A 24,442-nucleotide genomic window follows, 5' to 3' on the forward strand; every position below is an offset into this window, starting at 1 on the left:
TTGCTATTTAATTAGCTTTCTATTTATAAAAAAAATCAATCCATTCTGGCGGAAATGGATTGATTTTATACACGGAGTTAACACTCCTAACTAACCAAAACAACACAGTACTAATGGAACGCTGCTATTGCTAATTTTTAATCTACTATTTTATATTTTGCTGAAATAGGTTGCTTACGTCTACGCCTAATAAGCTTGTTTATTTTTAATTTATAATACTCATAACCAATGATGATAAAAATGGCAAAACAAGCAACATAAAATACCATAAACTGAATTTTAAGATAAATAACTCCTGCAAAGATTCCCCCCGTTATATATGCCAGCGCTATAGAAAGCAGTACTTTTCCTTTTTCTTTGAGCTGTTTATTATTTCGATACTTCTTTTTTGTGTACATCGAAGCAAGTATACCAACATCGGTGGTAAGCCCCGTCATATGTGTAGTTTTCACTGAGAAGTTGGAAATACTAGCTGTTAGTCCATTTTGGAGTCCCATAGCAAATAACATGAGTCCAACCATAATTTCTGTTTCCAATAAAGTCTCTTGATAATAAAACTCCCCGTAAGTTCCCACAGCAAAAAGACATATAATTTCAAGAAATAATGGTAATGAATGAGCTAGATAGGAGTTTTTATGATTGAAGTTTATAATAATTTGATTGGAGCAAAAGTTCCCAATAAAGAATAAAAAGATCCAAGCGAAAACAATAACAGCGCCATTCCAATTTCCTTTGGCTACTTCTTCAGCAAAAATTGCATAATGACCCGTTACATTCGATGTAAATGCGAAGAATATAATTACAGAAGTAACATTAACCATTCCTGCCGAAAAAGCTGATAACGACCCTAACTGAATATTATCCTTAACGGTTCTACTATTACTAAATTTTCTCAACATAATCTATCGCTTCTTTTTTCTTAAAAGTTAACTTCACTATTCCCCTTGCCTGAATATCAGACTGGAAATGGAGCTCCATTTCTTTATCATTTATTTTATAGAGGTTATAATGTTCATTCTTAAAATCTGGATATTTTAATTTTAATATGTGCCCTCTCCCCTTTAACCTCCACTCTAATTTTTTCTTTATATCATCACTAGAAAGTAACACTTCTCCGTTTGGTAAAAACTCCCATGTCTCTGCCTCATGAATAATTAAACCCGCTGTTATATCCTTTTTTATGGCTTCATCTATATACTTATTATTCTTTACAGGAAGTTTTTCATAACGCCAAGAAGTTTCTTCCCAAACCCCTACTATTTCCTTATTTGGTGAAGTACTTGACTTTAACACAAGCGCTATCGTTACTATAATAAGTGTAAATGAAAGCAGATAGATAACAGCGATTTTATTTTTCATATCTTTTAATTTTGTGTTCTATGAAGTCAGTAATTTTGCAAAAGATCCTTGAGCTTGATATATTACTTCTAATGGAGTTTCTACTTCTGTAATAGTTAAATTAGCCCTTCTTATAGTATTGATTAAAAGGAAGTTCTTCTCCTTTTCTTTTTTTACTGCCATAGGAATATAGGCTTCATCTATTCGCTTTGCCTTTATATAACTATCAAAAGCATTTTTTGTGAATCCTTGATATAAATCCATAGAAATAGAATTTATAACACTTGCATTCTTATTAGATAAGATCTCTAAAGCCTCATTAAATTTTTCCTCTTGAAGTTTCTCTATTTGCTGTTTCTTTGAAAAGAATAATAGTTCGGTTATAGAACCAGAAACAGGCGCATTATATATTAAAAGTATATTTACTTTTTCTGTTTGACTATTAATTACTTTTTTTAAAAGGGATAAAAACTGAATTGTGAAATCTGTAGGGACTAATATTCTTTTCATAGTTTGTTATTTTATAAAAACAAAACTATATCTACAGTCTAAGAAAGGAATTAAGACGACATTAGAATCTCATTAGAATTTTCTCTTTTCTAATGTTTTATATCGTTTTTATAAAGCTCTTATGAAGGAAATCACTGTTTATAGGAATCGATATTTCTACTGTTGTCCCTTCATTCTCTTTAGAGCTAACAACCAGATTTCCTCTGTGAAGCTTAATAACATTTCTACTTAATGGCAGGCCAATTCCGTAGCCAGAAAATTCTTCGGTATTAGAAGCCCTAAAAAATGGATCGTAAATATAACCCAATTCATTCTCTGGAATTCCTACTCCTAAATCTTTTATAATCAATATTACATTAACATCGGAGGCTGCCAAAATAATGTCTACTTGAGCGTTATCAGAATATTTGCAGGCATTCATTACGATATTAGAAATGGCTAAGTGTAGCAACTGTTCATTCCCTTTTACCTTTAAATGATAAGGATTTTCGGGCAACATATTAAAGTCCAAATGAATATTGGCTTCCGGATATATCTTCTCAACCGTGGTCTTTACATCTATAACAAGCTCGTCCATACGGATCACACTATCCTGTTGTATTTTCCCTTTATTATATCCCGTTTGCGCTAAAAATAATAGGGCTTTGGTCTTTTTATTCAGCTTCTCTGCTTCTTCTAAAATTGTTATAAGCGATTGCTTATACTCTTCGGAAGATCTATCTTTTGATAAAGTAACTTCTGCTTCTCCAATAATAGAAGTTAAAGGCGTATTAAGCTCATGAGAGGCGTTGCTAATAAAGTTCTTTTGCGTTTCAAAAGAAGTTTCCAATCGGTTAAGCATATCGTTAAAAGTAGTCGCCAAACTTTTCATCTCTTCATTGCTTTGCGACTCATCCAAACGGTAATTAAGACTTTCTGTACCTATTTTTTTTACTTCTTTAATGATTTTACTTATCGGTTGCATTACAGTCCTAGAAAAGAAATACGCTATAAATATTATTATCAATACCGAAATAAGTAAAGAAAAGAATAGTAGATTTCTTAAATGAACCATGTGGTGTTCAGAATAATAATTCTGCGCCGAAACAACCACAATATAATTCTCGTATTTTATCCCTGAATAAAAGGTGTTATTCTGCTTATAAAAAGCTCTCTCCTCCTCTTCTATCTGTCGGATAAAGGATTCTGGAATTTTAGCTTTCTTAAGTAATATTTCAGAATCGTGGATTTTATCAAGATCAATAAGGGTTATCTTTTCATCAGGAAGCTTTTCCAAAAAATCCTGGCGAATCTCTTTAACAACATCTATATCCTGAGTATTCTCTAATTGAATTTTTGCCATTGTAATAGCTCTAATCTCCAATCTTTTATAGAAATCGGTATATGCGTAACTACTTATAGAATAATAAATTACTGCGCTAAAAATTAAGATATAAGCGAAGAAAACAGAAGTTAGAAATATTATTATCCTATTTTGTGTCTTCATCGTTAGTTCTTAAAATATATCCCATTCCAATAACTGTATGAATGAGACGTGTTTGATTTTCTTTTTCTAGCTTCTTTCTAAGGTAATTTACATAAACATCTACCACATTTGTGCCTATATCAAAATTTACGCCCCATACATTATCCAAAAGTTCATTTCTAGAAAGTAAAATTCCTGGCGATTTTATAAAGGCCAATAAAAGCTTATACTCTGTGGAAGTAAGATTTATTTTAATATCGTCTCTATGAACCGTTTTAGCAGCGTCATTTACAACAATAGTTTCAAATGTATATATATTAGATGCCTGATTGGCAAGAGTTTTATTATTGGTATATCTCCTTAACAAACTATTTATTCTGGCTGTTAATTCAATGAATTTAAATGGTTTAACCAAATAATCATCAGCTCCAGTATTTAAACCTAAGGCTATATTTTCTGGACTTCCAAGTGCAGTTAAAAATATAATAGGAATATTAGCATTATTTTTTCTGATTTCTTTACAGATATCCATTCCATTCATTTCTGGAAGCATGATATCGAGTATCAGTAAATCAAACTCAGAAGAAGTAGCTAAACGAAACCCTTCACTCCCATTTAAAGCGATAGAAACCTCAAAGCCTTTCTCGGTAAGCCCCTTATTTATAAAGGAACATACCTTAGGATCGTCTTCCACTAATAAAATTTTCTTCTTTTCTTTTCCCATAATGCGATCGTAAAAATACACAAAATAAAACTACATTTTACATCACATTGAGATACAAATTTTCATTATTCAATCAATAGTTTCTGCTTTTTTAAACACTTTATATGTTTCAGAAAGAATAAAACTTTCACACTTTATAAGGAACTCCTATCTTCGTAATTATGAATCCGAGTATCTTACAAACACCTATAGATTATTTAAAGGGAGTTGGTCCAAACCGTGCTGATTTACTGCGTACGGAACTCGGCATTCACACATACCAAGACTTGGTAAACCTTTTCCCGAATCGGTATATTGATAAAACTCGCTATTATAAGATTAATGAATTGCAGCGTAACAATGCCGATGTACAGGTAATTGGGAAAATAACAAGCTTAAAAACAGTTGAACAAAAGCGAGGAAAACGACTTGTAGCTACTTTTATAGATGAAACTGGACAAATGGAATTGGTTTGGTTTCGTGGGCATAAATGGATTCGTGAGAGTATAAAAATAAACCAGCCGTATGTTATCTTCGGAAAAACAAACTGGTACAATGGTTTTACAATGCCTCACCCAGAAATGGAACTACTTTCGGAGCATGAAAATAACCTCCGTACCGCCATGCAACCTGTTTATCCATCTACGGAAAAACTTTCCAATAAAGGGATTAGCAATCGTGTGATCAATAAAATAATGCAACAGCTTTTTATTGAAACTAAAGCACGCTTTTTTGATACTCTTTCTGAGGAATTGTTAACAGAACTTAAGCTTATTTCTAAAAGTAAAGCGCTCTTTAATATCCATTTTCCACAGAGTCAGGAGCTCCTTGCTAAAGCTCAATACCGACTTAAATTCGAAGAGCTTTTTTACATTCAACTGCAACTTATTTCAAAAAATCTAACCCATAAAAACAAGATTAAAGGTTTTAATTTTGATCAAGTGGGTACACTTTTTAATACTTTTTATGCAGACCATCTTCCTTTTGAGCTTACAAACGCTCAAAAACGAGTAGTTAGAGAGATAAGAAATGATTTAGGAAGTAATGCACAGATGAATAGATTGCTTCAAGGAGATGTGGGTTCTGGAAAAACTATTGTTGCCTTAATGACAATGCTATTGGCCATAGATAATGGTTTCCAAGCTTGTTTGGTTGCGCCAACAGAGATTTTAGCACAACAACATTATAACGGAATCTTAGAGCTTGTAGCGCCATTAAATATTGAAGTAAAATTACTTACAGGTTCTTCAAAAACAGCACAAAGGAGAGAAATCCACGAGCAATTAGAAGATGGGACCCTAAATATATTAATAGGTACGCATGCTATATTAGAAGATAAAGTAAAGTTTAAAAATCTAGGCTTAGCAATTATCGATGAACAACACCGATTTGGAGTTGCACAACGTGCTAAATTATGGCGTAAAAATAGTATTCCACCGCATGTATTGGTAATGACTGCAACCCCTATTCCACGTACATTGGCAATGAGTTTGTATGGAGATTTAGATATTTCTGTAATCGATGAACTTCCTCCAGGAAGGAAAGCTATAAAAACGGTTCACCGTTATGATAGCAATCGTTTAAAGGTATTCCGATTCATAAAAGATGAAATTGAAAAAGGAAGACAGATTTATGTGGTATATCCACTGATTCAGGAGTCTGAAAAACTCGATTATAAGGACTTAATGGATGGTTACGAAAGCATTGCTAGAGAGTTTCCGCAGCCAAAATATCAGGTTTCTATTGTTCATGGGCAAATGAAAACTGCCGATAAAGATTATGAAATGGAACGTTTTGTAAATGGCGATACGCAAATTATGGTTGCTACAACGGTAATTGAAGTTGGAGTGAATGTCCCGAATGCTTCCGTAATGATTATTGAAAGTGCTGAGCGTTTCGGGTTATCACAATTACACCAATTAAGAGGTCGTGTTGGGCGTGGTGCAGAACAGAGTTTTTGTATTTTAATGACAGGTCATAAATTATCTAGCGATTCTAAAACTAGGCTAGAAACCATGGTCAGTACAAATGATGGCTTTGAAATCGCAGAAGTAGATTTAAAATTAAGAGGTCCTGGTGATATTATGGGAACACAACAAAGTGGTGTTTTAAATTTAAAAATTGCTGATATTATTAAAGATAATGAGATTTTAAAATCTGCTCGTTATTATGCTCTTCGTGTGCTTAAAGAAGATCCTAGTTTGGCATTAGAAAAAAATAAAATACTAAGATATACGTATCAGCAGCTCGTAAAATATAAGAATATTTGGAATTATATAAGCTGATGCTTTCTAGACGCTTCAGATAATAGAGGGATTTTATTACAAATAACCTTTATTAAAATACTTCATATTTAACTGAAAATAAAAAACTTAGAGCAAAACAAAGGTTTGCGATATCATATTCTAAGTCTGTGTTACATCCATAATAACTTACTTTTCTTATTCAGAAATAAAAAAATATGACAAGACGTATAAGCCATATTTCTATCAAAAGAAAAATTGCTGATGGGTTCTTATTATGAAGTGGATTATTATCTTTGCAACATATATAAATAAAAGTAGCAAGTGAAAATTTCATACAACTGGTTAAAGCAATTTATTCATCTTGATTGGGAAGCAGATAAAACAGCAGAACTTTTAACCGATTTAGGATTAGAAGTAGAAAGCGTTGAAACTTTTGAATCAGTAAAAGGAGGATTAAAAGGGATTGTAGTTGGGCATGTATTAGAATGTGAACAACATCCAAATGCAGACCGTCTTAAGTTAACAAAGGTTGATATTGGAGCCGCAGAACCTTTACAAATTGTATGTGGTGCTCCTAATGTTGCAGCAGGACAAAAAGTACCTGTAGCAACTATTGGCACTACTCTATACGATGATAAAGGAGAAGCATGGCAGATAAAGAAAGGTAAAATCCGTGGGGAAGAATCTTTCGGGATGATTTGTGCTGAAGATGAACTCGGATTAGGAAAGAGTCATGATGGAATTATGGTTCTTGATGAGAGTTTGGAGCCAGGAACATTATGTGCCGAATTATTTAAAGTAGAAAACGATGTTGTTTTTGAAATTGGTCTTACTCCAAACCGTGCAGATGCAATGAGTCATCATGGTGTTGCTAGAGATCTTAAAGCAGGATTGCTACAAAAGGAAATTTCTCAAGAACTTATTACTCCTTCTGTAAGTAGTTTCCACGTGGATAACCGTACTTTAAGAATGGAAGTCGATGTAAAAGACAAAGAACTTTGTCCACGTTACTGTGGGATTTCTATCTCTGGAGTTAAGGTTCAAGAATCTCCAGATTGGATTAAAAATAGATTAAAAGCTATCGGAATTACTCCCAAAAACAATATTGTAGATATTACAAATTATGTTTTACATGAGTTAGGGCAACCATTACACGCCTTCGATGCTAATAAAATTAGTGGAAATAAAGTAGTTGTAAAAACACTAGAAAAAGGAACTAAATTTACTACGCTAGACGAAGTAGAAAGAGAGCTACATGAAGACGATCTTATGATTTGTGATGCAGATAAGCCTCTTTGTATTGCTGGAGTTTTAGGAGGTGAAAATTCTGGAGTGACAGAAAATACAACAAATATATTTTTAGAAAGTGCTTACTTTAATCCTGTTTCCGTAAGAAAAACAGCGAAAAGACATAATTTAAATACCGATGCTTCTTTTAGATTTGAAAGAGGAATTGATATTAACAATACAAGATACGCTTTATTAAGAGCCGCATTATTAATTAAAGAGGTTGCTGGAGGTACAATTTCTAGTGATGCTGAAGATTTCTACCCTAAGAAATTTGAAGATTTCCAAGTGTTCTTAACTTTCGAAAAGGTAAATAGTCTTATCGGTCAGAATATCCCTACCGATACTATTAAATCTATTTTAAGTTCTCTTGAGATTAAAATTAATAACGTTACAGAAACAGGAATCGGACTTACAATTCCGTCATACCGCGTAGATGTTCAACGTGAGGTTGATGTTATAGAAGAGATTTTACGTGTTTATGGTTATAACAATATAGCTTTTACACAAAAATTAAACGCTTCTATTGCTAGCACTTCTAAGTTTGAAGATCATAAACTACAAAATGTTGTCGGGAACCAATTAGCGGCATTAGGATTCTATGAGATTCTTGCTAATTCGCTTACCACTCCAAAATATATGGAGCTAAGCAATGATAATAAATCTACTTTTGATGTAACGATGCTAAACCCTTTAAGTAACGACTTATCGGTGATGCGCCAATCGATGCTTTTTAGTGGATTGGAAGCGCTTAGCTATAATATTAACCGTAGAAGTGGTTCTTTAAAATTCTTTGAATTTGGAAAAACCTATCATAATTATGAAAGCGGTAGAATAGAAAACAAGCACTTGAGTATTTTAATCACTGGGGATCAGCACTCGGAAAGCTGGAGATTAAAAAATGAAAAGAGTGATTTCTTCTTCCTTAAAGGAATTATAAATACAACTTTGGAACGTTTAGGTCTTGATATTCCTAAATCGGAGCCTGTAACTTCAGATGTTTTTTCTGAAGGATTAAATTACAAGCTTAAAAAGAAGAAGATTGTTTCCTTTGGAATTGTAAACAAGCGTATTTTAAAGCATTTTGATATCAAACAAGAGGTTTTATATGCTGATTTTGAATGGGATGCTATTATAGAGCTTGCGAAAGAACAACATGTTTCTTTTTCTGAAATCTCTAAATTCCCAGAAGTAAAAAGAGATTTAGCCTTGCTAGTAGATAAGAGTACAAGTTTTGAGGAAATTTATAACCTTGCAAAAAATAGCGAGAAGAGTCTTTTAAAAGACGTTAACCTATTTGATGTTTATGAAGGTGATAAACTTCCTGAAGGTAAAAAATCGTATGCGGTTAGCTTTACTTTACAAGATGAAAAGAAAACCCTTACCGATAAACAAATAGACAAAGTAATGAGAAAGTTACAAGGTAGTTTTGAGCATCAATTAGGAGCTACTTTAAGGTAACAAACTCTATTCATATAATATTAAAAGAGGCTGCTTTAACAGCCTCTTTTTTATTGCCTTCTATATTCTTATTTCAAAGAAGGTAAATATTTTTCAATAATAACATTCTCGTGGTGCTTTTGGTGTCCACAAATTATAAATCCAGCTGCACCAACAGACATTGGACTCCCTTCTATCTTTCCTGCATTATTAAATATTTCTTTATCAAATGAAGAAAATAAAGAAATAGAACTCTTTCTAACAGTTATAAATTCATCTATTAAACTTGACTTAGACCTTAAGTTGGGATAAGAATTTACAACATAGTCATCTTGTTCAAAACCATTAAGAGCACTTCCATTATTCCTAGCAAATGTAAACGCACGGTATTGTAAAACACGTTCTGTGTCGATTATATGAAGAAGCAAGGCCCTAATACTCCATTTACCTGCTGCATAACTATAATTATAATCTTCTACTTTTATAGCTTCTAATATAGGCACAAGAGAATCGAGACGGGCTTGCAGTTCAGAAACTAATTCTACTTCTTTTAAAGTATTTATATAGGTTTGATAGTACTCATTATATGTTGACTTATTTAATTCTGAAATATGCATTTAAACTACTATTTTATGATTGACACTAATTTAACAATGCTTATTCATATACCTATGTTATATTCTAATTTTTTTTGCATAATATTGTAACCATCACAAGAAAACCTAAGAATGAGAAAGAGTTTCAACCTTAACCAAACTTTTAAAAACAATATCCCTTAACCGAATAATCGTTAATGTTGAACCAGACTAAAACATACTCCCTCCTATTTGCTTTGTTATGTATTGCCACGATGTATTCTCAAAGCAATCAGAAAATAAATGCCTCTCTTATTGCAAAAGAGCATCTTATAAAAATTCAACAAGAAATAACTTTCTTTAATACAAGCAACGACACCCTTAATTCTGTGTATTTATACGATTGGAATAATGCATATTCTAATAAAAATACAGCACTTGCAAAACGCTTTGGAGAAGAGTTTAATAAAAGTCTTCATCTAGCAAAAAAAGAAGATCGTGGAATTACTGAAATACTAACTCTTACTGATAAAAATTTTAATTATTTAGATTGGAAACGTACCGATGAAGACGACCTTATTAAAGTTCAATTAAAATTTCCTATCTACCCTGGAAAGTCATATTCTTTAAAACTCTCCTATAAAGTACATCTACCGAGCACACAATTTACTGGTTACGGATATACAGATGAAAATAATTACAAGCTTCGTTATTGGCATATTACACCCGCTATTTATGATAATGGGTGGAAAAAATACCATAACAAAAATTTAAACGACCTAAATACCTTGACAAAAGAGATTGAAGTCGATTTCTCTTACCCCACTGAATACAATCTGATTAGTGATTTTGAGAATGATAAAAGTAAAAAAAATGATTCTGTTACAACGGCACACTTAAAAGGAGAAAATAGAGGAGATTTAAAACTTTATCTTTTAAAAGAACACGATTATTCGATATTTAAGAATGACAAATTAGAACTCATTTCAAATATAGAAAGTAAAGATCTTAATAAAGTTACTAAGACAATTTCTGCCGAGCGTGTTGTTGATTTTATCTATAGTAATTTAGGAGCTTATCCTCACAAAAGAATATTAGTTTCTAAAGAAGATTATAAAAGAAACCCTCTTTATGGCCTCAATCAATTACCTGCTTTTTTAAGGCCTTTCCCTGAAGACTTTCAGTACGAATTAAAGCTTCTTAAAACAACGCTAAACGAATATTTAAATAACACTATCTATCTTGACAATAGAAAAGAGAATTGGGTAAAAGACGGTATTGAGACTTATCTTTTAATGAAGTATGTAGATACTTACTACAAAGACATGAAACTCCTTGGAAAGCTCTCTAATATATGGGGGTTACGCTCTTTCCACTTGGCGCAAATGACATTTAACGATCAATATCCGTATTTGTATATGCTAATGGCTAGAACTTATTCTGATCAGCCTTTGGACAGTCCCCGAGATTCGCTAATTAAATTCAATGAAAAGATTGCTAACCGCTACAAATCTGGTGTTGGTTTAGCGTATTTAAATAGCTATTTGGGAGATGGATATATAGATCGAAAAATAAAACAGTTCTATGCTGAAAATAATTCAGAAGTAACACATGAAGAGGATTTTGAAGCTATTCTAAAGGAAGATGCTCCAAAAAATATAGATTGGTTTTTTGACACCTACGTTTCTACAGATAAGAAGATAGATTTTAAGATTAAGAGCTTTAAAAAAACAGACGATTCCCTATTAGTTACTTTAAAAAATAAGCGAAATACAAATGTTCCAATAACTATGTATGGAATCGATAAAAATGATTCTATTCTATTTAAAAATTGGTATTCCGACATTGAGAAAACACAAAATGTATTGGTTCCTAGGAAAGACGTAAAAAGGCTAGTTCTAAATTACGACCGAGTAATACCAGAGTTTAATGAGCGTGATAATTGGAAGTCTGTTAACGGATTTTTCTCCACCAATAGAAAGTTAAAAGTTCAGTTCTTTAAGGATACTGAAGATCCATACTACAACCAGATTTTTTACGTACCTGTTTTAAGGTTTAATATTTATGATGGGATAACGCCTGGAATAAGACTTTACAACAAAACATTCTTAGCAAAACCTTTTATATATGATTTACAACCATCTTATGCCTTTGGAGAGAATGCCTTTGTAGGTTCTGGATCTCTAAGATATCGAAAGTATGTAAATCATGATAATATGTATCTTATTGATGCATTTGTTGCAGGATCATCCTTTCATTATGCAGATGGTTTGCGCTACAGCACAATCACACCTTCACTTACTTTTCGCTTTAGAAATGACGATTATCGTTCTAACGAGCGAGAGCTATTTAATATGAGGTATGTAAATGTTATTAGAGATTTTTCTCCAGACATCAATACAGATCCAGACTATAGTGTTTTTAATGCTCGTTATGCATACGGAAATAACGGAATAATAAACTATAAATCTTGGTTTGTAGATTTACAGGTTGCAAGCGAATTTTCAAAAGTTTCCTTTAACTGGGAATACAGAAAGTTATTTGAAAGCAACCGTCAATTAAATATCCGCTTCTTTGCTGGGAAATTTATTTATAACGAAACAAACTCCGATTATTTCAGCTTTGCTTTAGACCGACCTACAGATTACCTATTCGATTATGATTATTTAGGGCGTTCCGAAGAAACTGGTATTTTTAGTCAGCAGCTCATAATTGCTGAAGGTGGTTTTAAGTCTAAACTCCCAAATCCTTATGCTAATGATTGGATTGTTACTTCTAATGCGAGTTTTAACCTTTGGCGTTGGATAGAGGTTTATGGGGATATAGGAATGATTCGTAATAAGAATGAAAACGCTCGCTTTGTATATGATTCTGGAATACGTCTCAACCTTGTAACCGATTATTTTGAACTCTATTTCCCTGTTTATTCCAACAATGGTTGGGAAGTTGCACAACCGAGATATGATGAGAAAATTAGATTTATTGTCACGTTAAGTCCTAAAACGCTAATCGGTCTCTTTACTAGAAAATGGTTTTAATTGCTTAGCTGAAATTTAGCAATCAATAGTTTAAATTAAAAGGTCTCATTCAAAGGCTATTCTAATTATATCAGAAATAAGTAGTAAAATGTAATAGATTAGAATTATTGTTATAAAAACAGTCTTTCATTTAAAATCATAAAAAAATTACAAAAAAGCACTATTTACCGCTTATAAAACACTTTTATTGAAGATATTTCAATTTTAACATTTTATATTGAAATATTATCATTTTATAAGCCTTTTTTTTAATTGCATAACCCATTCTTTTTGGCTATTTTTGCTAGCGTCACATAAAAAAACCTATGCAAACAAAACCCGAAACAAAACAAGATATTTCCTTTGAAGATTTTAAAGATCAAATACTTAACGACTACAAAATCGCGGTTACTAGTCGCGAATGTAGTTTATTAGGAAGAAGGGAGGTTTTAACCGGAAAGGCTAAATTCGGTATTTTTGGTGATGGTAAAGAGCTTCCGCAACTGGCAATGGCCAAAGCATTTAAGAATGGTGATTTTAGAAGCGGATACTACCGCGATCAAACTTTTATGATGGCTATTGGCGAATTAAGTATTAAAAATTTCTTCGCCGGACTCTACGCCCATACAGATATAGAAAAAGAACCGATGAGTGCTGGAAGGCAAATGGGAGGTCATTTTCTTACACAAAGTAATAATCCCGACGGAACATGGAAAGATCTAACGCAGCAAAAAAATAGTAGCTCCGATATTTCTCCTACAGGAGGGCAAATGGCTCGCTTATTGGGGTTAGCGCAAGCTTCTAAAATATACAGAAACGTTGGAGAAACGAATAATGAAGGTTTTTCTGTAAACGGAAATGAAGTAGCTTGGGGAACTATAGGTAATGCTAGTACTAGTGAAGGGATCTTTTTTGAAACAGTAAATGCCGCAGGAGTATTACAAGTTCCTATGGTAATTAGTGTTTGGGATGATGAATACGGAATTTCTGTACATGCAAAACACCAAACTACAAAAGAAAATATTTCTGAAGTTTTAAAAGGTTTTCAACGAACAGAAACCCAAGACGGATACGAAATTATCGTTGTTAAAGGATGGGATTACCCCGCTTTAATTGAAGCTTTCAATAAAGCTGGAGCTATTGCTAGAGAAGAGCATGTTCCTGTTTTATTGCACGTTATAGAACTTACTCAACCGCAAGGACACTCTACTTCTGGTTCTCATGAGAGATATAAATCTGAAGATAGACTTAAGTGGGAAAAAGAATACGATTGTAATGTTCAATTCCGTGAGTGGGTAATAAAAAATAATTTTGCCACAGAAGAGGAACTTAGTCAGTTAGAAAAACAGATTAAGAAAGAAGTTCGCGATGGTAAAAAAGAAGCTTGGAGTGAATTTTTAACTCCTATAAAATCAGAGAAAAAACATGTTGTTTCTCTACTTTCTGATCTTGCCAATAGTAGCAGTAATAAAAGCTTCATCAATAGATTAAAAAATGATCTTATTTCTTTAGACGAACCTTCTAAAAGAAATATTCTTTCTAATGCAAGAAAAGCATTACGCTACGTTGTACACGAAGAATCGGAGGCGAAGACTGAATTAATAAATTGGATAGAATCTTTTTACACTCGTACACAACCAGAGTATAGCTCTCATCTGTATAGCGAAACAAAAAATAACGTTACAAATATCGCTGAAGTACCCGCTTCCTATCAAGACGATAGTGAAATGGTAGATGGGCGTATTATCTTAAGAGATAACTTTGATAAGCTATTTGAAAACAATCCTAATGCGCTTGTATTTGGAGAAGATAGCGGAAACATTGGAGATGTAAATCAAGGGTTAGAAGGTCTTCAGAAAAAATATGGAGAATTAAGAGTTTCTGATGTTGGTATTCGTGAAGCATCTATTATTGGGCAAGGAATAGGAATGGCTTTAAGAGGTCTACGTCCAATTGCTGAGATCCAATATTTAGACTATATCTTATATGCTTTATATGTTTTAAGTGATGATTTAGCTAGTCTTTTATATCGTACACTCGGAAAACAAAAAGCGCCGTTAATTGTTCGAACTCGTGGCCACCGTCTGGAAGGAATTTGGCATGCTGGCTCTCAAATGGGAGGATTAATACATCTTTTAAGAGGAATGTATATCCTTACTCCAAGAAATATGACAAAAGCAGCAGGTTTTTATAATACCTTGATGGAAAGTGATGAACCTGCAATTGTTATCGAAAGCTTAAATGGATACCGATTAAAAGAGAAGTTACCTACAAACATAGGCGAGCTTAGAACTCCAATTGGTGTTGTAGAAACTGTAAAAGTAGGAACAGATATCACAATTGTTTCTTATGGTTCCACTCTTAGAATTGTAGAACAAGTAGGAAAAGAGCTTCTAGAAGTTGACATAAATGTTGAAATTATAGATGCACAAACCTTACTTCCTTTTGATATAAATCATGACACCATTAAAAGTGTCAAGAAAACAAATAGACTACTAATTGTAGATGAAGATGTTCCTGGAGGATGTTCTGCATACATTTTACAAGAGATTGTAGAAAATCAAAATGCATATAAATACTTAGATAGCGCTCCACAAACATTGACTGCAAAGGCACATAGACCAGCATATTCTAGTGATGGAGATTATTTCTCTAAACCTAATGCAGAAGATATCTTTGAAAAAGTATATGCTATTATGCACGAAACAAACCCAGAGAAATATCCGAAAATAAGATAATTTCTTTATTGAAATATAATAAATAGCAGCTACTGATTATTGTCTATAGCTGCTATTTTTTTATTCTTTTTTCTTATTTTCATCTGCCTTAAGCTTATCTATAAAGCTAATTGGAAGTTCGGCTTCCTTACCATATAATTTAATTTCTTGGATATCTGCTGGCATGTAATAACCAGCATCTTCTAAGGCTTCTTTTACTCTTCTAACCACATTCCCTTTTGTTATTAGAGCTTGCATTCCAAATTCCTTCGTATCTACCCAAAAGAAAACTTTTAAATTCACTGTGCTTGTATCTAATTTGTCTTCAGTAACAAAGTTTTGATGTATTTCATCACTCATTACCTTCGGCTCTTCGCTTAAAGCCTTTAATACAACTTTTTTAGCTCCATCAATATTATCCTCATAAGCAATCCCAATTATAAAGTCATACCTAAAAAATCCATCTTCCGTATAATTAGTAACAGGACGCGTAATTACATCACTATTAGGAATATACACATCTTTACCATCAAATGTTTTCAACTTTGTATATCTAAATTCTAAGGTCTTTACTTTCCCGAAAATATCTCCAATTTCTACCGTGTCATCTACATCAAAAGGGCGATTAAAGCTTAAAATTACTCCAGCAATAAAATTCTGACCCACATCTTTAAAAGCAAATCCTAAAACTACAGCACTAGCTCCTGCTGCTGCCAAAATCCCCGCGGAAATATTACCTAATCCTGCTGCATCCAATGCAAGCATGATAAAAATTAAAATAAGAATAAAGCGGATTCCTCTTCCTAGAAACTTACTCATTAATGGATCGTGTGTTCTTTTCTGAATTCTTCGCTTAGCAAACTCTCCAATCCATCCTGCGATAAAAATTCCTAATATTAAAATTAACAACCCTAAAATATATAGCGGAACTGCTTTTATAAATTCACGAAAGTAATTCTCTGTGGAGTCAGATATTTTTTCATAAGCCCCCTGATTAACGATTAGTAAGTAGAACATGAAATTGATTTTAAATGAATAGTCTTCTTAAAATTACTAAATAAAAACTACTGTTAGAAAATATTTTAAAATTGATTATATACACGACATTCAGAATATAATTTCCTAAATTTAAATTAACAAATTATAGCGTGTAGATATGAGAATTGAAAACGAATTAAAGTTAGGGTTTAAAGATGTAATGATTCGCCCTAAAAGATCTACTTTAAAATCTAGAAGCGAGGTTACACTCAACAGAGCATTTAAATTTAAACACAGTGATACTATTTGGAATGGAGTCCCGATAATCGCTGCGAATATGGATACCGTTGGAACCTTTGAAATGGCCACTGCTCTAACTAAACAAGAACTTATAACTGCTATTCACAAACATTATTCTCTTGAAGATTGGACCTCTTTTTTAGCTGATAAAAATGAAGATATTTTTAATTATATCGCTATTAGTTCTGGTACGAGCAAAGAAGATGCAAAAAAACTAAAGGAGATTTTAAGTGTTCATACAGGAATAAAACTTATCTGTATTGATGTTGCTAATGGATACTCCGAACATTTTGTAGATTTTGTAAAGTATGCACGTAACAGCCATCCTGATAAAATAATAATGGCCGGAAATGTAGTTACAGGAGAAATGGTCGAGGAGCTTATTCTAGCAGGTGCAGATGTTATTAAAGTTGGGATTGGACCTGGAAGCGTATGCACAACACGCGTAAAAACAGGTGTTGGATATCCTCAGCTTTCTGCTATTATAGAATGTGCAGATGCTGCGCACGGTCTTGGAGGACATATTATTTCTGATGGAGGTTGTAAAATTCCTGGAGATATAGCAAAAGCTTTTGGCGGTGGTGCAGACTTTGTTATGCTTGGAGGAATGTTAGCAGGACATACCGAAAGTGGAGGTGAGATAATTTCAAGAAATGGAGAGAAGTATAAAGCTTTTTACGGAATGAGCTCAGAAACAGCCATGAATAAACATGCTGGAGGCGTTGCCAATTATAGAGCTAGCGAAGGAAAAACCGTAGAGATTCCTTATCGTGGAGATGTAATACACACCGTTCAAGATATTTTAGGAAGTTTACGATCTACCTGTACTTATGTTGGAGCTAGCAGATTAAAAGAGCTTACTAAACGCACTACTTTTATTAGAGTGCAAGAGCAACACAACGAGATTTTTTCATAGAAAGCGTTAGCCAAAAATAGCAACAAGCAATTCTTTCAATAAATCTGCCTGAGAGATACTCCCAGCACCAACTCCCTTACTTTTTAAATCGATGTCTCGCAAGTGGGCTACAATATGGCTACATTGTTTCATATTGTAATTTCTGGCTGCTGTTTGATATTCTCCAACAAAATATGGGTTTACTTTTAAAGCACTGGCAACACTGCCTTTGGAATGGTCTTTTAAACCGTGATATTGTAATAATTGAGAATAGAAGTTATAAAGTAAAGAAACTGTTACTATCAGTGGGTTATCTTTTGGATTTTGAGAAAAATAAGTCACAATCCTAGTCGCTTTTACAACATCTCGCTCCCCTATTGCTTTACGGAGCTCAAAGTTATTGTAGTCTTTACTAATCCCAATATTCTCTTCGATATGTTTGGGAGTAATTTCTTCTTCCTTCGGAATTACAAGTTGTAATTTCTCTAGCTCGTTATTAATCTTCCCAAGGTCTGTTCCTAAAAACTCCACCAACATCTGTGTGGCTTTAGGAGTTATTTTATATTTTTTCCCAGCTAAAACACGACGGATCCAATCCCCAATTTGATTTTCATATAGCTTTTTACTTTCAAAAATATAACCAGATTTCGCAATTGCTTTGTAGACCTTTTTACGCTTATCAAGCTTTTTATACTTATAGCAAATTACCAAAACTGTAGTTGGCTGCGGGTTTAAAGCGTATGCTTCCAATTGATCTATTACTCGTGAAAGGTTTTGCGCCTCTTTAACAATAATAACTTGGCGCTCTGCCATCATTGGGTAACGCTTTGCGCTAGAAACAATCTCATCGATTGTAACATCTTTCCCATATAAAACGACTTGGTTAAAGCCCTTTTCTTCTTCAGATAAAATAGATTTTTCCATGAATTGTGAAATCTTATCTACATAATAAGGCTCTTCCCCCATTAAAAAATAAATAGGTTTTATATTCCCTGCCCTTACATCATTCACAATCTTTTTTATTTCATCCATAGAAAAAGAATCTATATTTTTTTTATCTCTTTAAATTGTTATTTCTGATATTTGTTATCATGCAACAACTGAATTTTCCAGCATATACATTTCGATTCAAAAATAGCGAAAATAAAGTCCATATTTTTGATCCTATCCGTAAAAAATTTATCCAATTACAACCCGAAGAATGGGTTCGCCAACACGTAGTTTCTTTTTTAATGGCTGAAAAAAACTACCCTAAATCATTAATAAATGTTGAAAAGGAACTACAAATCAACAGGTTAAAAAAAAGATATGATGTATTAGTGTACAATTCAGACGGAAGCATTCGATTGATTGTAGAATGCAAAGCGCCTGCTATAAAAATCACTCAAGAAACATTTGATCAGATTGCACGTTATAATCTTACCATAAAAGCAGAATATTTAATGGTTACCAATGGTTTGGATCACTATTACTGTAAAATGGATTACGAACAAGAAAAATACATATTTCTAAAGGATATTCCATCATATATGCGTTAATTTGCAACCGTTTAAATCTCTCACATAGAATTTTATATTGCGAATGAAAATAGCTGTTATTATACTGAATTGGAATGGTAGCTCACTTTTAGAAAAGTTTTTACCATCAGTAATCAGTTATTCTCAAAATGCTACAATTTATGTTGCAGACAACGCTTCAACAGATAATTCTATTTCTTTTTTACAGGAGCACTACCCTGCTATTAAAATCATTCAGAATAAAAGCAACGGAGGTTATGCTAAAGGTTATAATGAAGCCTTGAAACACGTAGATGAAGATGTTTTTTGTCTATTAAACTCAGATATTGAAGTAACTCCAAACTGGCTAATTCCAATCGAAGAAGCTTTTAAAACATATAAAGATGTTGCTATACTTCAGCCAAAAATATTAGACTTTAAAAATAAAAACTTATTCGAATATGCTGGAGCTGCTGGAGGTTATTTGGATCGCTTAGGTTATCCTTTTTGTAGAGGAAGAATCTTCCAAACGTTAGAAGAAGATAAAGGTCAATATAACGACGTAAAAGAAATTTTTTGGGCTACGGGAGCTTGTATGTTTATTAAAAAAGAAGTTTTTAATTCTCTAGGAGGCTTTGATGAAGATTATTTTGCACACCAAGAGGAGATAGATTTATGCTGGAGGGCACATAATAGAAATTATAAAATACTTTACATAGGCACTTCAAAAGTTTACCATGTAGGAGGAGCAACTCTAGGAAATATGAATCCTAAAAAAACTTTTTTAAACTTTAGGAACTCATTATTTTCAATTACAAAAAATCTTCCAAAACGTAAGGTTTTTCCACTAATAATTGCTAGATTGTTTTTAGATGGTATTGCTGGTGTTCGCTTTTTATTTCAATTAAAATTCTTACATCTATTTGCAATAATAAAAGCACATTTCAGTTATTACTACAACTTTATAAAAATCTTTAAAAAGAGAGATTGTATAAACAAAGATATTAAGTATTTTGAATGTACTTCTGTGGTAATTAGTTACTTCTTAAAACAGGAGAGGTTCTATGATGAAATTACAAACAAGAAAAGCCCGTCATAACCGCATTCATTTAAGAGAAAATTAACTAAAAACGCTGTACTTACATTTGCTTTTTATCTAATTTTGTTCTAAAATGTTAAAACGTTAATTAAGTAAAATTATAATTATGAAAAAAATTCTTTTATTAGGTGCCATGAGTGCCATTTTTCTAACATCTTGTGTATCTTCTAAAAAGTATGCTGAGTTACAATCTAAGCATAAAGAGACTCAAGATCTTTTAAATTCTGCTACTGTTAAGTTAAACTCTTGTCTAGCTGAAAAAGAAAATTACAAAGAGCAGATGGAATTGCTTAAGAGTAATAACATGGAGTTGATTAACAACATGGGTAATTTAACAACCTTAACTTCTAAAGGAGCAGATAACTTAGAAAAATCTTTAGAAAGTTTAAGAGAAAAAGATCTTACGATCAGAAAATTACAAAATGCTGTTACTCGTAGAGACTCTGTAAACTTAGCTTTAGTACAAAGCTTAAAAGGTGTATTGGGTAACTTAGATGATGAGGATATCAATATTAGCGTAGAAAAAGGAGTTGTTTATGTAAACATTTCTGATAAATTATTATTCTCTAGCGGAAGTACTACAGTATCTTCAAGAGCTAAAGAAGTATTAGGAAAAGTTGCTACTGTTGTTAAAAACAAGCCAGATTTCGAATTTATGGTTGAAGGACACACTGATACAGTGCCAATCCGTACAGCTGCAATTAAAGATAACTGGGACTTAAGTGTTTTAAGAGCTACTTCTGTTGTTAGAATTTTACAAGATGAATTTGGTGTTGCTCCTGCAAGAATGACTGCAGCTGGTAGAAGCCAATACGTTCCTGTAGCTTCTAACGATACTAAAGACGGAAAAGCTAAAAACCGTAGAACAAGAATTGTTATTCTACCTAAGTTAGATCAATTCTACAGTATGATTGAAGAAGGAATGAAAGATCCTAAAATTAACTAAGGATTCGTTCTAACAAGATAAATTATATCAAAGCATCGCCATTGGCGGTGCTTTTTTATTATCTTTATTTTTCTATTTATCAAACGCACAAAATGAGCAACAAATACATTATAAAATACACATTAGTAATCTTCAGCATCTTCCTTATGATTTCTTGTGAAACAAATACAGAGGGAACAGATGAAACCATACAAATGGTAGATTGGAGCGAAAGAACTGCTTCCATCCCCGCTAAAGACTCTTTGATAAACGGACAGACGTACTTATCTATCTATTCTCAAATATATAGTTATACGCTACACGGTAAACACGATCTTACAACTACGGTTAGCATTCGTAATACTAGCGACAAGGACACCATTTATATTAAAAAAGCAGATTATTACGATCATAAAGGGGCGTTAATACGATCTTATATGAAAAGTTCTGTTTATATGGCTCCTTTAGAAACTTTAGAGATTGTAATTGCTAAGGACGATAACCACGGAGGTTCTGGTGCTAATTTTATTTTTGATTGGGCAGCTCAAAAAAACAGTTCTATTCCACACTTTGAAGGAATAATGATTTCTACTGCAGGACAACAAGGATTGTCTTTTTCTACACAAGGAGTAAGAACAAAATAAAAAAGCTCCAACCATTTGGTCAGAGCCTTTTAGTATAATATTATAAATAATTACAGCTTAAGCCTTAAATAAAGGTCTGTCTGCCATTAATCGGTATACATGATTCTTAGCTGCTTCGATTTTAGTATCATCTTCACGATTCATTAAAACCTCATCAACTAAGTTAACAATAGCTTCCATATCTTCTTCAACTAAACCTCTAGAAGTTACTGCAGCAGTTCCAATTCTAATACCACTGGTAACAAATGGACTCTTATCATCAAAAGGAACCATATTCTTGTTTACTGTTATATTAGCCTTCCCTAACGCTTCTTCTCCTTCTTTCCCTGATAAGTTTTTATTTCTCAGGTCGATTAACATCATATGATTATCCGTTCCATCAGAAATAATATTATAACCTCTTTTTACAAATGCCTGAGCCATTGCTGCTGCATTTTTCTTTACTTGAACGATATAATGTAAGAAGTTTTCACTTAATGCCTCTCCAAAAGCAATTGCTTTAGCGGCAATAATATGCTCTAAAGGTCCTCCTTGGTTTCCTGGGAATACAGCACTATCTAAAAGAGAAGACATCATTTTAAGATTACCATTTTTCAACTTTAATCCAAAAGGATTTTCAAAGTCTTTCCCCATTAATATCAGTCCACCACGAGGTCCTCTTAAAGTTTTATGAGTTGTAGTTGTTACAATATGACAGTGAGGAATAGGGTCATTTAAAATTCCTTTTGCAATTAATCCAGCAGGGTGAGATATATCTGCCATTAAAATAGCTCCTACACTATCTGCTATCTTTCTGAATTTTTCGAAATCAATATCTCGAGAATAAGCAGAAGCTCCAGCAATAATTAATTTTGGTTGTTCTTTTTCTGCAACCTCAGCAATAGTATCATAATTTAAACGCCCTGTTTCTTTATCTACTCCATAAAACACAGGATTATATAATTTCCCAGAGAAATTTACTGGAGACCCATGTGTAAGGTGACCTCCATGAGAAAGATCAAAACCTAAAATTTTATCTCCTGGCTTTAAACAAGCTGCAAAAACTTCAGTATTAGCTTGCGATCCACTGTGTGGTTGTACATTAGCATATGCTGCACCAAAAAGCTCTTTAGCACGCTCTATTGCTATAGTTTCGATTTCATCTACAACTTCACACCCACCGTAATAACGTTTTCCAGGGTATCCTTCAGCATATTTATTTGTTAATACAGAACCGGCAGCTTCCATAACCTGCTCGCTCACAAAATTTTCTGATGCAATTAGCTCAATACCTTCTAATTGTCGCTTTTTTTCAGCCTTTATAAGATCAAAAATCTGTTCGTCTCTTTTCATTTCGGAATATTTCGTTAAAGAATGCTCAAAAATATAAAATAGATTCGGTTAATTAATAGAAAATGCTACCTTTAAATTCTAATTTATCAAACAATAATTAACAAAATTGTCATGTCTGATACAGCAAACAATCCAAATAGAAAATCTTGGCTAACAGTTCAACCAGAATCTGATTTCCCAATACAAAATATTCCTTTCGGTGTTTTTTTAACTAGAGACGATGTAATTACTATCGGTACACGTATCGGTGATACTGCAATCGACCTTGGAGCACTGCATCAATTAGGATATTTTAATGAAATCCCATTAACAGATGATATCTTTTTACAGGATACTTTAAATGATTTTATTTCTGATGGAAAAAAAACATGGAGACTGGTAAGAAATAGAATCGCTGAGATTTTTGATATAAAAAATGAAACTCTTAAAAACAATGAAGAGCATCGAAAGATAGTCCTTTTTGGACTTGATGAAATAGAAATGCAACTTCCTGTGCAGATTGGAGATTACACTGATTTTTATAGTAGTAAAGAGCATGCTACCAATGTTGGTACTATGTTTCGTGATCCTGATAATGCTTTACTTCCTAACTGGCTACATATTCCAGTTGGATACCACGGAAGAAGTTCTTCTATTGTTCCTTCTGGTATTCCGATTCACAGACCAAAAGGACAAACGATGCCTGCTGGCGCTACGGAACCAGTATTTGGACCATCAAAACTTGTAGATTTCGAACTAGAGATGGCCTTTATTACTACAGATGCAAATCAATTAGGAGAACCTATTCCGATAGAAGAAGCGGAAGATTATATCTTTGGAATGGTTTTATTTAACGACTGGAGTGCTCGTGATATTCAGAAGTGGGAATATGTTCCTCTTGGACCATTTTTAGCTAAAAATTTTGCTTCTTCTGTCTCGCCATGGATCGTAACATTAGATGCCTTGGAACCTTTTAGAGTAGAAGGTCCAAAACAAGATCCACAGCCTTTACCGTATTTAATTCATGAAGGAAAGAAAAGCTTTGACATCAATTTACAAGTGGATGTAACTCCTGAAAACGGCGAGCCACTTACCGTTACCAATAGTAATTTTAAACATATGTATTGGAACATGGCTCAACAACTTACACACCATACAATAAATGGATGTAAAGTAAATAGCGGTGATATGATGGGAAGTGGAACAATTTCTGGTCCAACACCAGATTCTTACGGTTCTATGTTAGAGCTATCTTGGAGAGGTGAAAAGCCTATTAAAATGAAAGATGGAACTGAACGTAAGTTTATAAATGATGGGGATACTGTTACCATGAGAGGTTATTGTAAGAATGATAATGTTCGAATTGGTTTTGGAGAGGTTTCTAATAAACTACTTCCTCCTTACAATCCAAACAATCCTAAAAAGGTTAAGAAATAATATCTTTTTTTTATAAAAATAGGCTGTCAAATTCGACAGCCTATTTTATTTTACCTTTT

Annotated in this window: 19 protein-coding genes; 10 read left to right on the plus strand and 9 right to left on the minus strand. The window is 33.0% G+C overall.

Translation table 11 applies throughout. From position 1 onward, the window contains the following. Positions 1 to 137: 137 nt before the first annotated feature. The 5 genes from JM658_RS06775 to JM658_RS06795 all read right to left on the minus strand — a co-directional run bounded on the left by JM658_RS06775 (position 138) and on the right by JM658_RS06795 (position 4,037). Positions 138 to 899, minus strand: a complete 762-nt coding sequence (locus JM658_RS06775) for a YoaK family protein (protein ID WP_236958494.1) — start codon at positions 897 to 899, stop codon at positions 138 to 140. After that, entirely contained in the window at positions 883 to 1,359 is a 477-nt protein-coding gene (locus tag JM658_RS06780) for a hypothetical protein (protein WP_236958495.1), read from the minus strand. The genes JM658_RS06775 and JM658_RS06780 overlap by 17 nt, the downstream gene beginning before the upstream one ends. An 18-nt stretch (positions 1,360 to 1,377) precedes the next feature. Then, positions 1,378 to 1,848 (minus strand): hypothetical protein, encoded by a 471-nt coding sequence (locus JM658_RS06785; RefSeq protein ID WP_236958496.1) that lies wholly within the window; start codon positions 1,846 to 1,848, stop codon positions 1,378 to 1,380. Positions 1,849 to 1,945: 97 nt separating this feature from the next. Further along, positions 1,946 to 3,334: a sensor histidine kinase gene (locus tag JM658_RS06790; protein ID WP_236958497.1), complete on the minus strand. Its 1,389-nt coding sequence runs from the start codon at positions 3,332 to 3,334 to the stop codon at positions 1,946 to 1,948. Further along, positions 3,318 to 4,037 (minus strand): response regulator transcription factor, encoded by a 720-nt coding sequence (locus JM658_RS06795; protein WP_236958498.1) that lies wholly within the window; start codon positions 4,035 to 4,037, stop codon positions 3,318 to 3,320. Before JM658_RS06795 ends, JM658_RS06790 begins: the two co-directional genes overlap by 17 nt. A gap of 161 nt (positions 4,038 to 4,198) precedes the next feature. On the opposite strand from JM658_RS06795, the gene recG reads away from it, so the two are divergent. Together recG and pheT are read left to right on the plus strand one after the other, a co-directional pair. Beyond that, complete coding sequence (gene recG, locus JM658_RS06800; RefSeq protein ID WP_236958499.1) at positions 4,199 to 6,301, plus strand: ATP-dependent DNA helicase RecG; 2,103 nt, start codon at positions 4,199 to 4,201, stop codon at positions 6,299 to 6,301. Positions 6,302 to 6,583: 282 nt separating this feature from the next. Further along, positions 6,584 to 9,010, plus strand: a complete 2,427-nt coding sequence (gene pheT, locus JM658_RS06805; RefSeq protein WP_236958500.1) for a phenylalanine--tRNA ligase subunit beta — start codon at positions 6,584 to 6,586, stop codon at positions 9,008 to 9,010. Positions 9,011 to 9,078: 68 nt separating this feature from the next. Here pheT and JM658_RS06810 read toward each other — a convergent pair whose 3' ends face one another. Then, the gene (locus JM658_RS06810; protein ID WP_236958501.1) at positions 9,079 to 9,606 is read right to left on the minus strand and encodes a DinB family protein; all 528 of its coding nucleotides are present in this window, start codon (positions 9,604 to 9,606) and stop codon (positions 9,079 to 9,081) included. Positions 9,607 to 9,782: 176 nt separating this feature from the next. Here JM658_RS06810 and JM658_RS06815 point away from each other — a divergent pair, with 176 nt between their 5' ends. Next, positions 9,783 to 12,602, plus strand: coding sequence for a gluzincin family metallopeptidase (locus JM658_RS06815; protein ID WP_236958502.1), 2,820 nt, complete (start codon positions 9,783 to 9,785; stop codon positions 12,600 to 12,602). Positions 12,603 to 12,907: 305 nt separating this feature from the next. Beyond that, positions 12,908 to 15,319: an alpha-ketoacid dehydrogenase subunit alpha/beta gene (locus tag JM658_RS06820; RefSeq protein WP_236958503.1), complete on the plus strand. Its 2,412-nt coding sequence runs from the start codon at positions 12,908 to 12,910 to the stop codon at positions 15,317 to 15,319. A 60-nt stretch (positions 15,320 to 15,379) separates the two neighbouring features. Here the strand turns inward: JM658_RS06820 and JM658_RS06825 are convergent, their stop codons facing one another. Continuing rightward, positions 15,380 to 16,315 carry a mechanosensitive ion channel family protein gene (locus JM658_RS06825; RefSeq protein ID WP_236958504.1) on the minus strand — a complete coding sequence of 312 codons (936 nt, stop codon included), beginning with the start codon at positions 16,313 to 16,315 and terminating at the stop codon, positions 15,380 to 15,382. Positions 16,316 to 16,454: 139 nt separating this feature from the next. Here JM658_RS06825 and JM658_RS06830 point away from each other — a divergent pair, with 139 nt between their 5' ends. Further along, positions 16,455 to 17,492 carry a GMP reductase gene (locus tag JM658_RS06830; RefSeq protein ID WP_236958505.1) on the plus strand — a complete coding sequence of 346 codons (1,038 nt, stop codon included), beginning with the start codon at positions 16,455 to 16,457 and terminating at the stop codon, positions 17,490 to 17,492. 6 nt (positions 17,493 to 17,498) lie between these two features. Here JM658_RS06830 and holA read toward each other — a convergent pair whose 3' ends face one another. Then, positions 17,499 to 18,503, minus strand: a complete 1,005-nt coding sequence (holA, locus tag JM658_RS06835) for a DNA polymerase III subunit delta (RefSeq protein ID WP_236958506.1) — start codon at positions 18,501 to 18,503, stop codon at positions 17,499 to 17,501. A 59-nt stretch (positions 18,504 to 18,562) separates the two neighbouring features. Here holA and JM658_RS06840 point away from each other — a divergent pair, with 59 nt between their 5' ends. The 4 genes from JM658_RS06840 (at position 18,563) to JM658_RS06855 (ending at position 21,635) form a co-directional block, all read left to right on the plus strand. Beyond that, a complete protein-coding gene (locus JM658_RS06840) occupies positions 18,563 to 19,009 on the plus strand; it encodes a type I restriction enzyme HsdR N-terminal domain-containing protein (RefSeq protein WP_236958507.1) in 447 nt (148 codons plus the stop codon). Positions 19,010 to 19,052: 43 nt separating this feature from the next. Then, positions 19,053 to 20,066, plus strand: coding sequence for a glycosyltransferase family 2 protein (locus tag JM658_RS06845; protein WP_236958508.1), 1,014 nt, complete (start codon positions 19,053 to 19,055; stop codon positions 20,064 to 20,066). Between the two features lie 106 nt (positions 20,067 to 20,172). Continuing rightward, on the plus strand, positions 20,173 to 21,012 hold the full coding sequence (locus JM658_RS06850; protein WP_236958509.1) for an OmpA/MotB family protein: 840 nt from the start codon (positions 20,173 to 20,175) through the stop codon (positions 21,010 to 21,012). A gap of 92 nt (positions 21,013 to 21,104) precedes the next feature. Continuing rightward, complete coding sequence (locus JM658_RS06855; protein WP_236958510.1) at positions 21,105 to 21,635, plus strand: DUF3124 domain-containing protein; 531 nt, start codon at positions 21,105 to 21,107, stop codon at positions 21,633 to 21,635. A 57-nt stretch (positions 21,636 to 21,692) separates the two neighbouring features. On the opposite strand, the gene glyA is transcribed toward JM658_RS06855, so the two are convergent. Beyond that, the gene (glyA, locus tag JM658_RS06860; RefSeq protein WP_236958511.1) at positions 21,693 to 22,967 is read right to left on the minus strand and encodes a serine hydroxymethyltransferase; all 1,275 of its coding nucleotides are present in this window, start codon (positions 22,965 to 22,967) and stop codon (positions 21,693 to 21,695) included. 111 nt (positions 22,968 to 23,078) lie between these two features. Between glyA and fahA the strand changes: the two genes are divergently transcribed. Continuing rightward, positions 23,079 to 24,383, plus strand: coding sequence for a fumarylacetoacetase (fahA, locus tag JM658_RS06865; protein ID WP_236958512.1), 1,305 nt, complete (start codon positions 23,079 to 23,081; stop codon positions 24,381 to 24,383). Positions 24,384 to 24,442: the final 59 nt, after the last annotated feature.

It is taken from the genome of Joostella atrarenae (assembly GCF_021764745.1).
Lineage (GTDB): Bacteria > Bacteroidota > Bacteroidia > Flavobacteriales > Flavobacteriaceae > Galbibacter > Galbibacter atrarenae.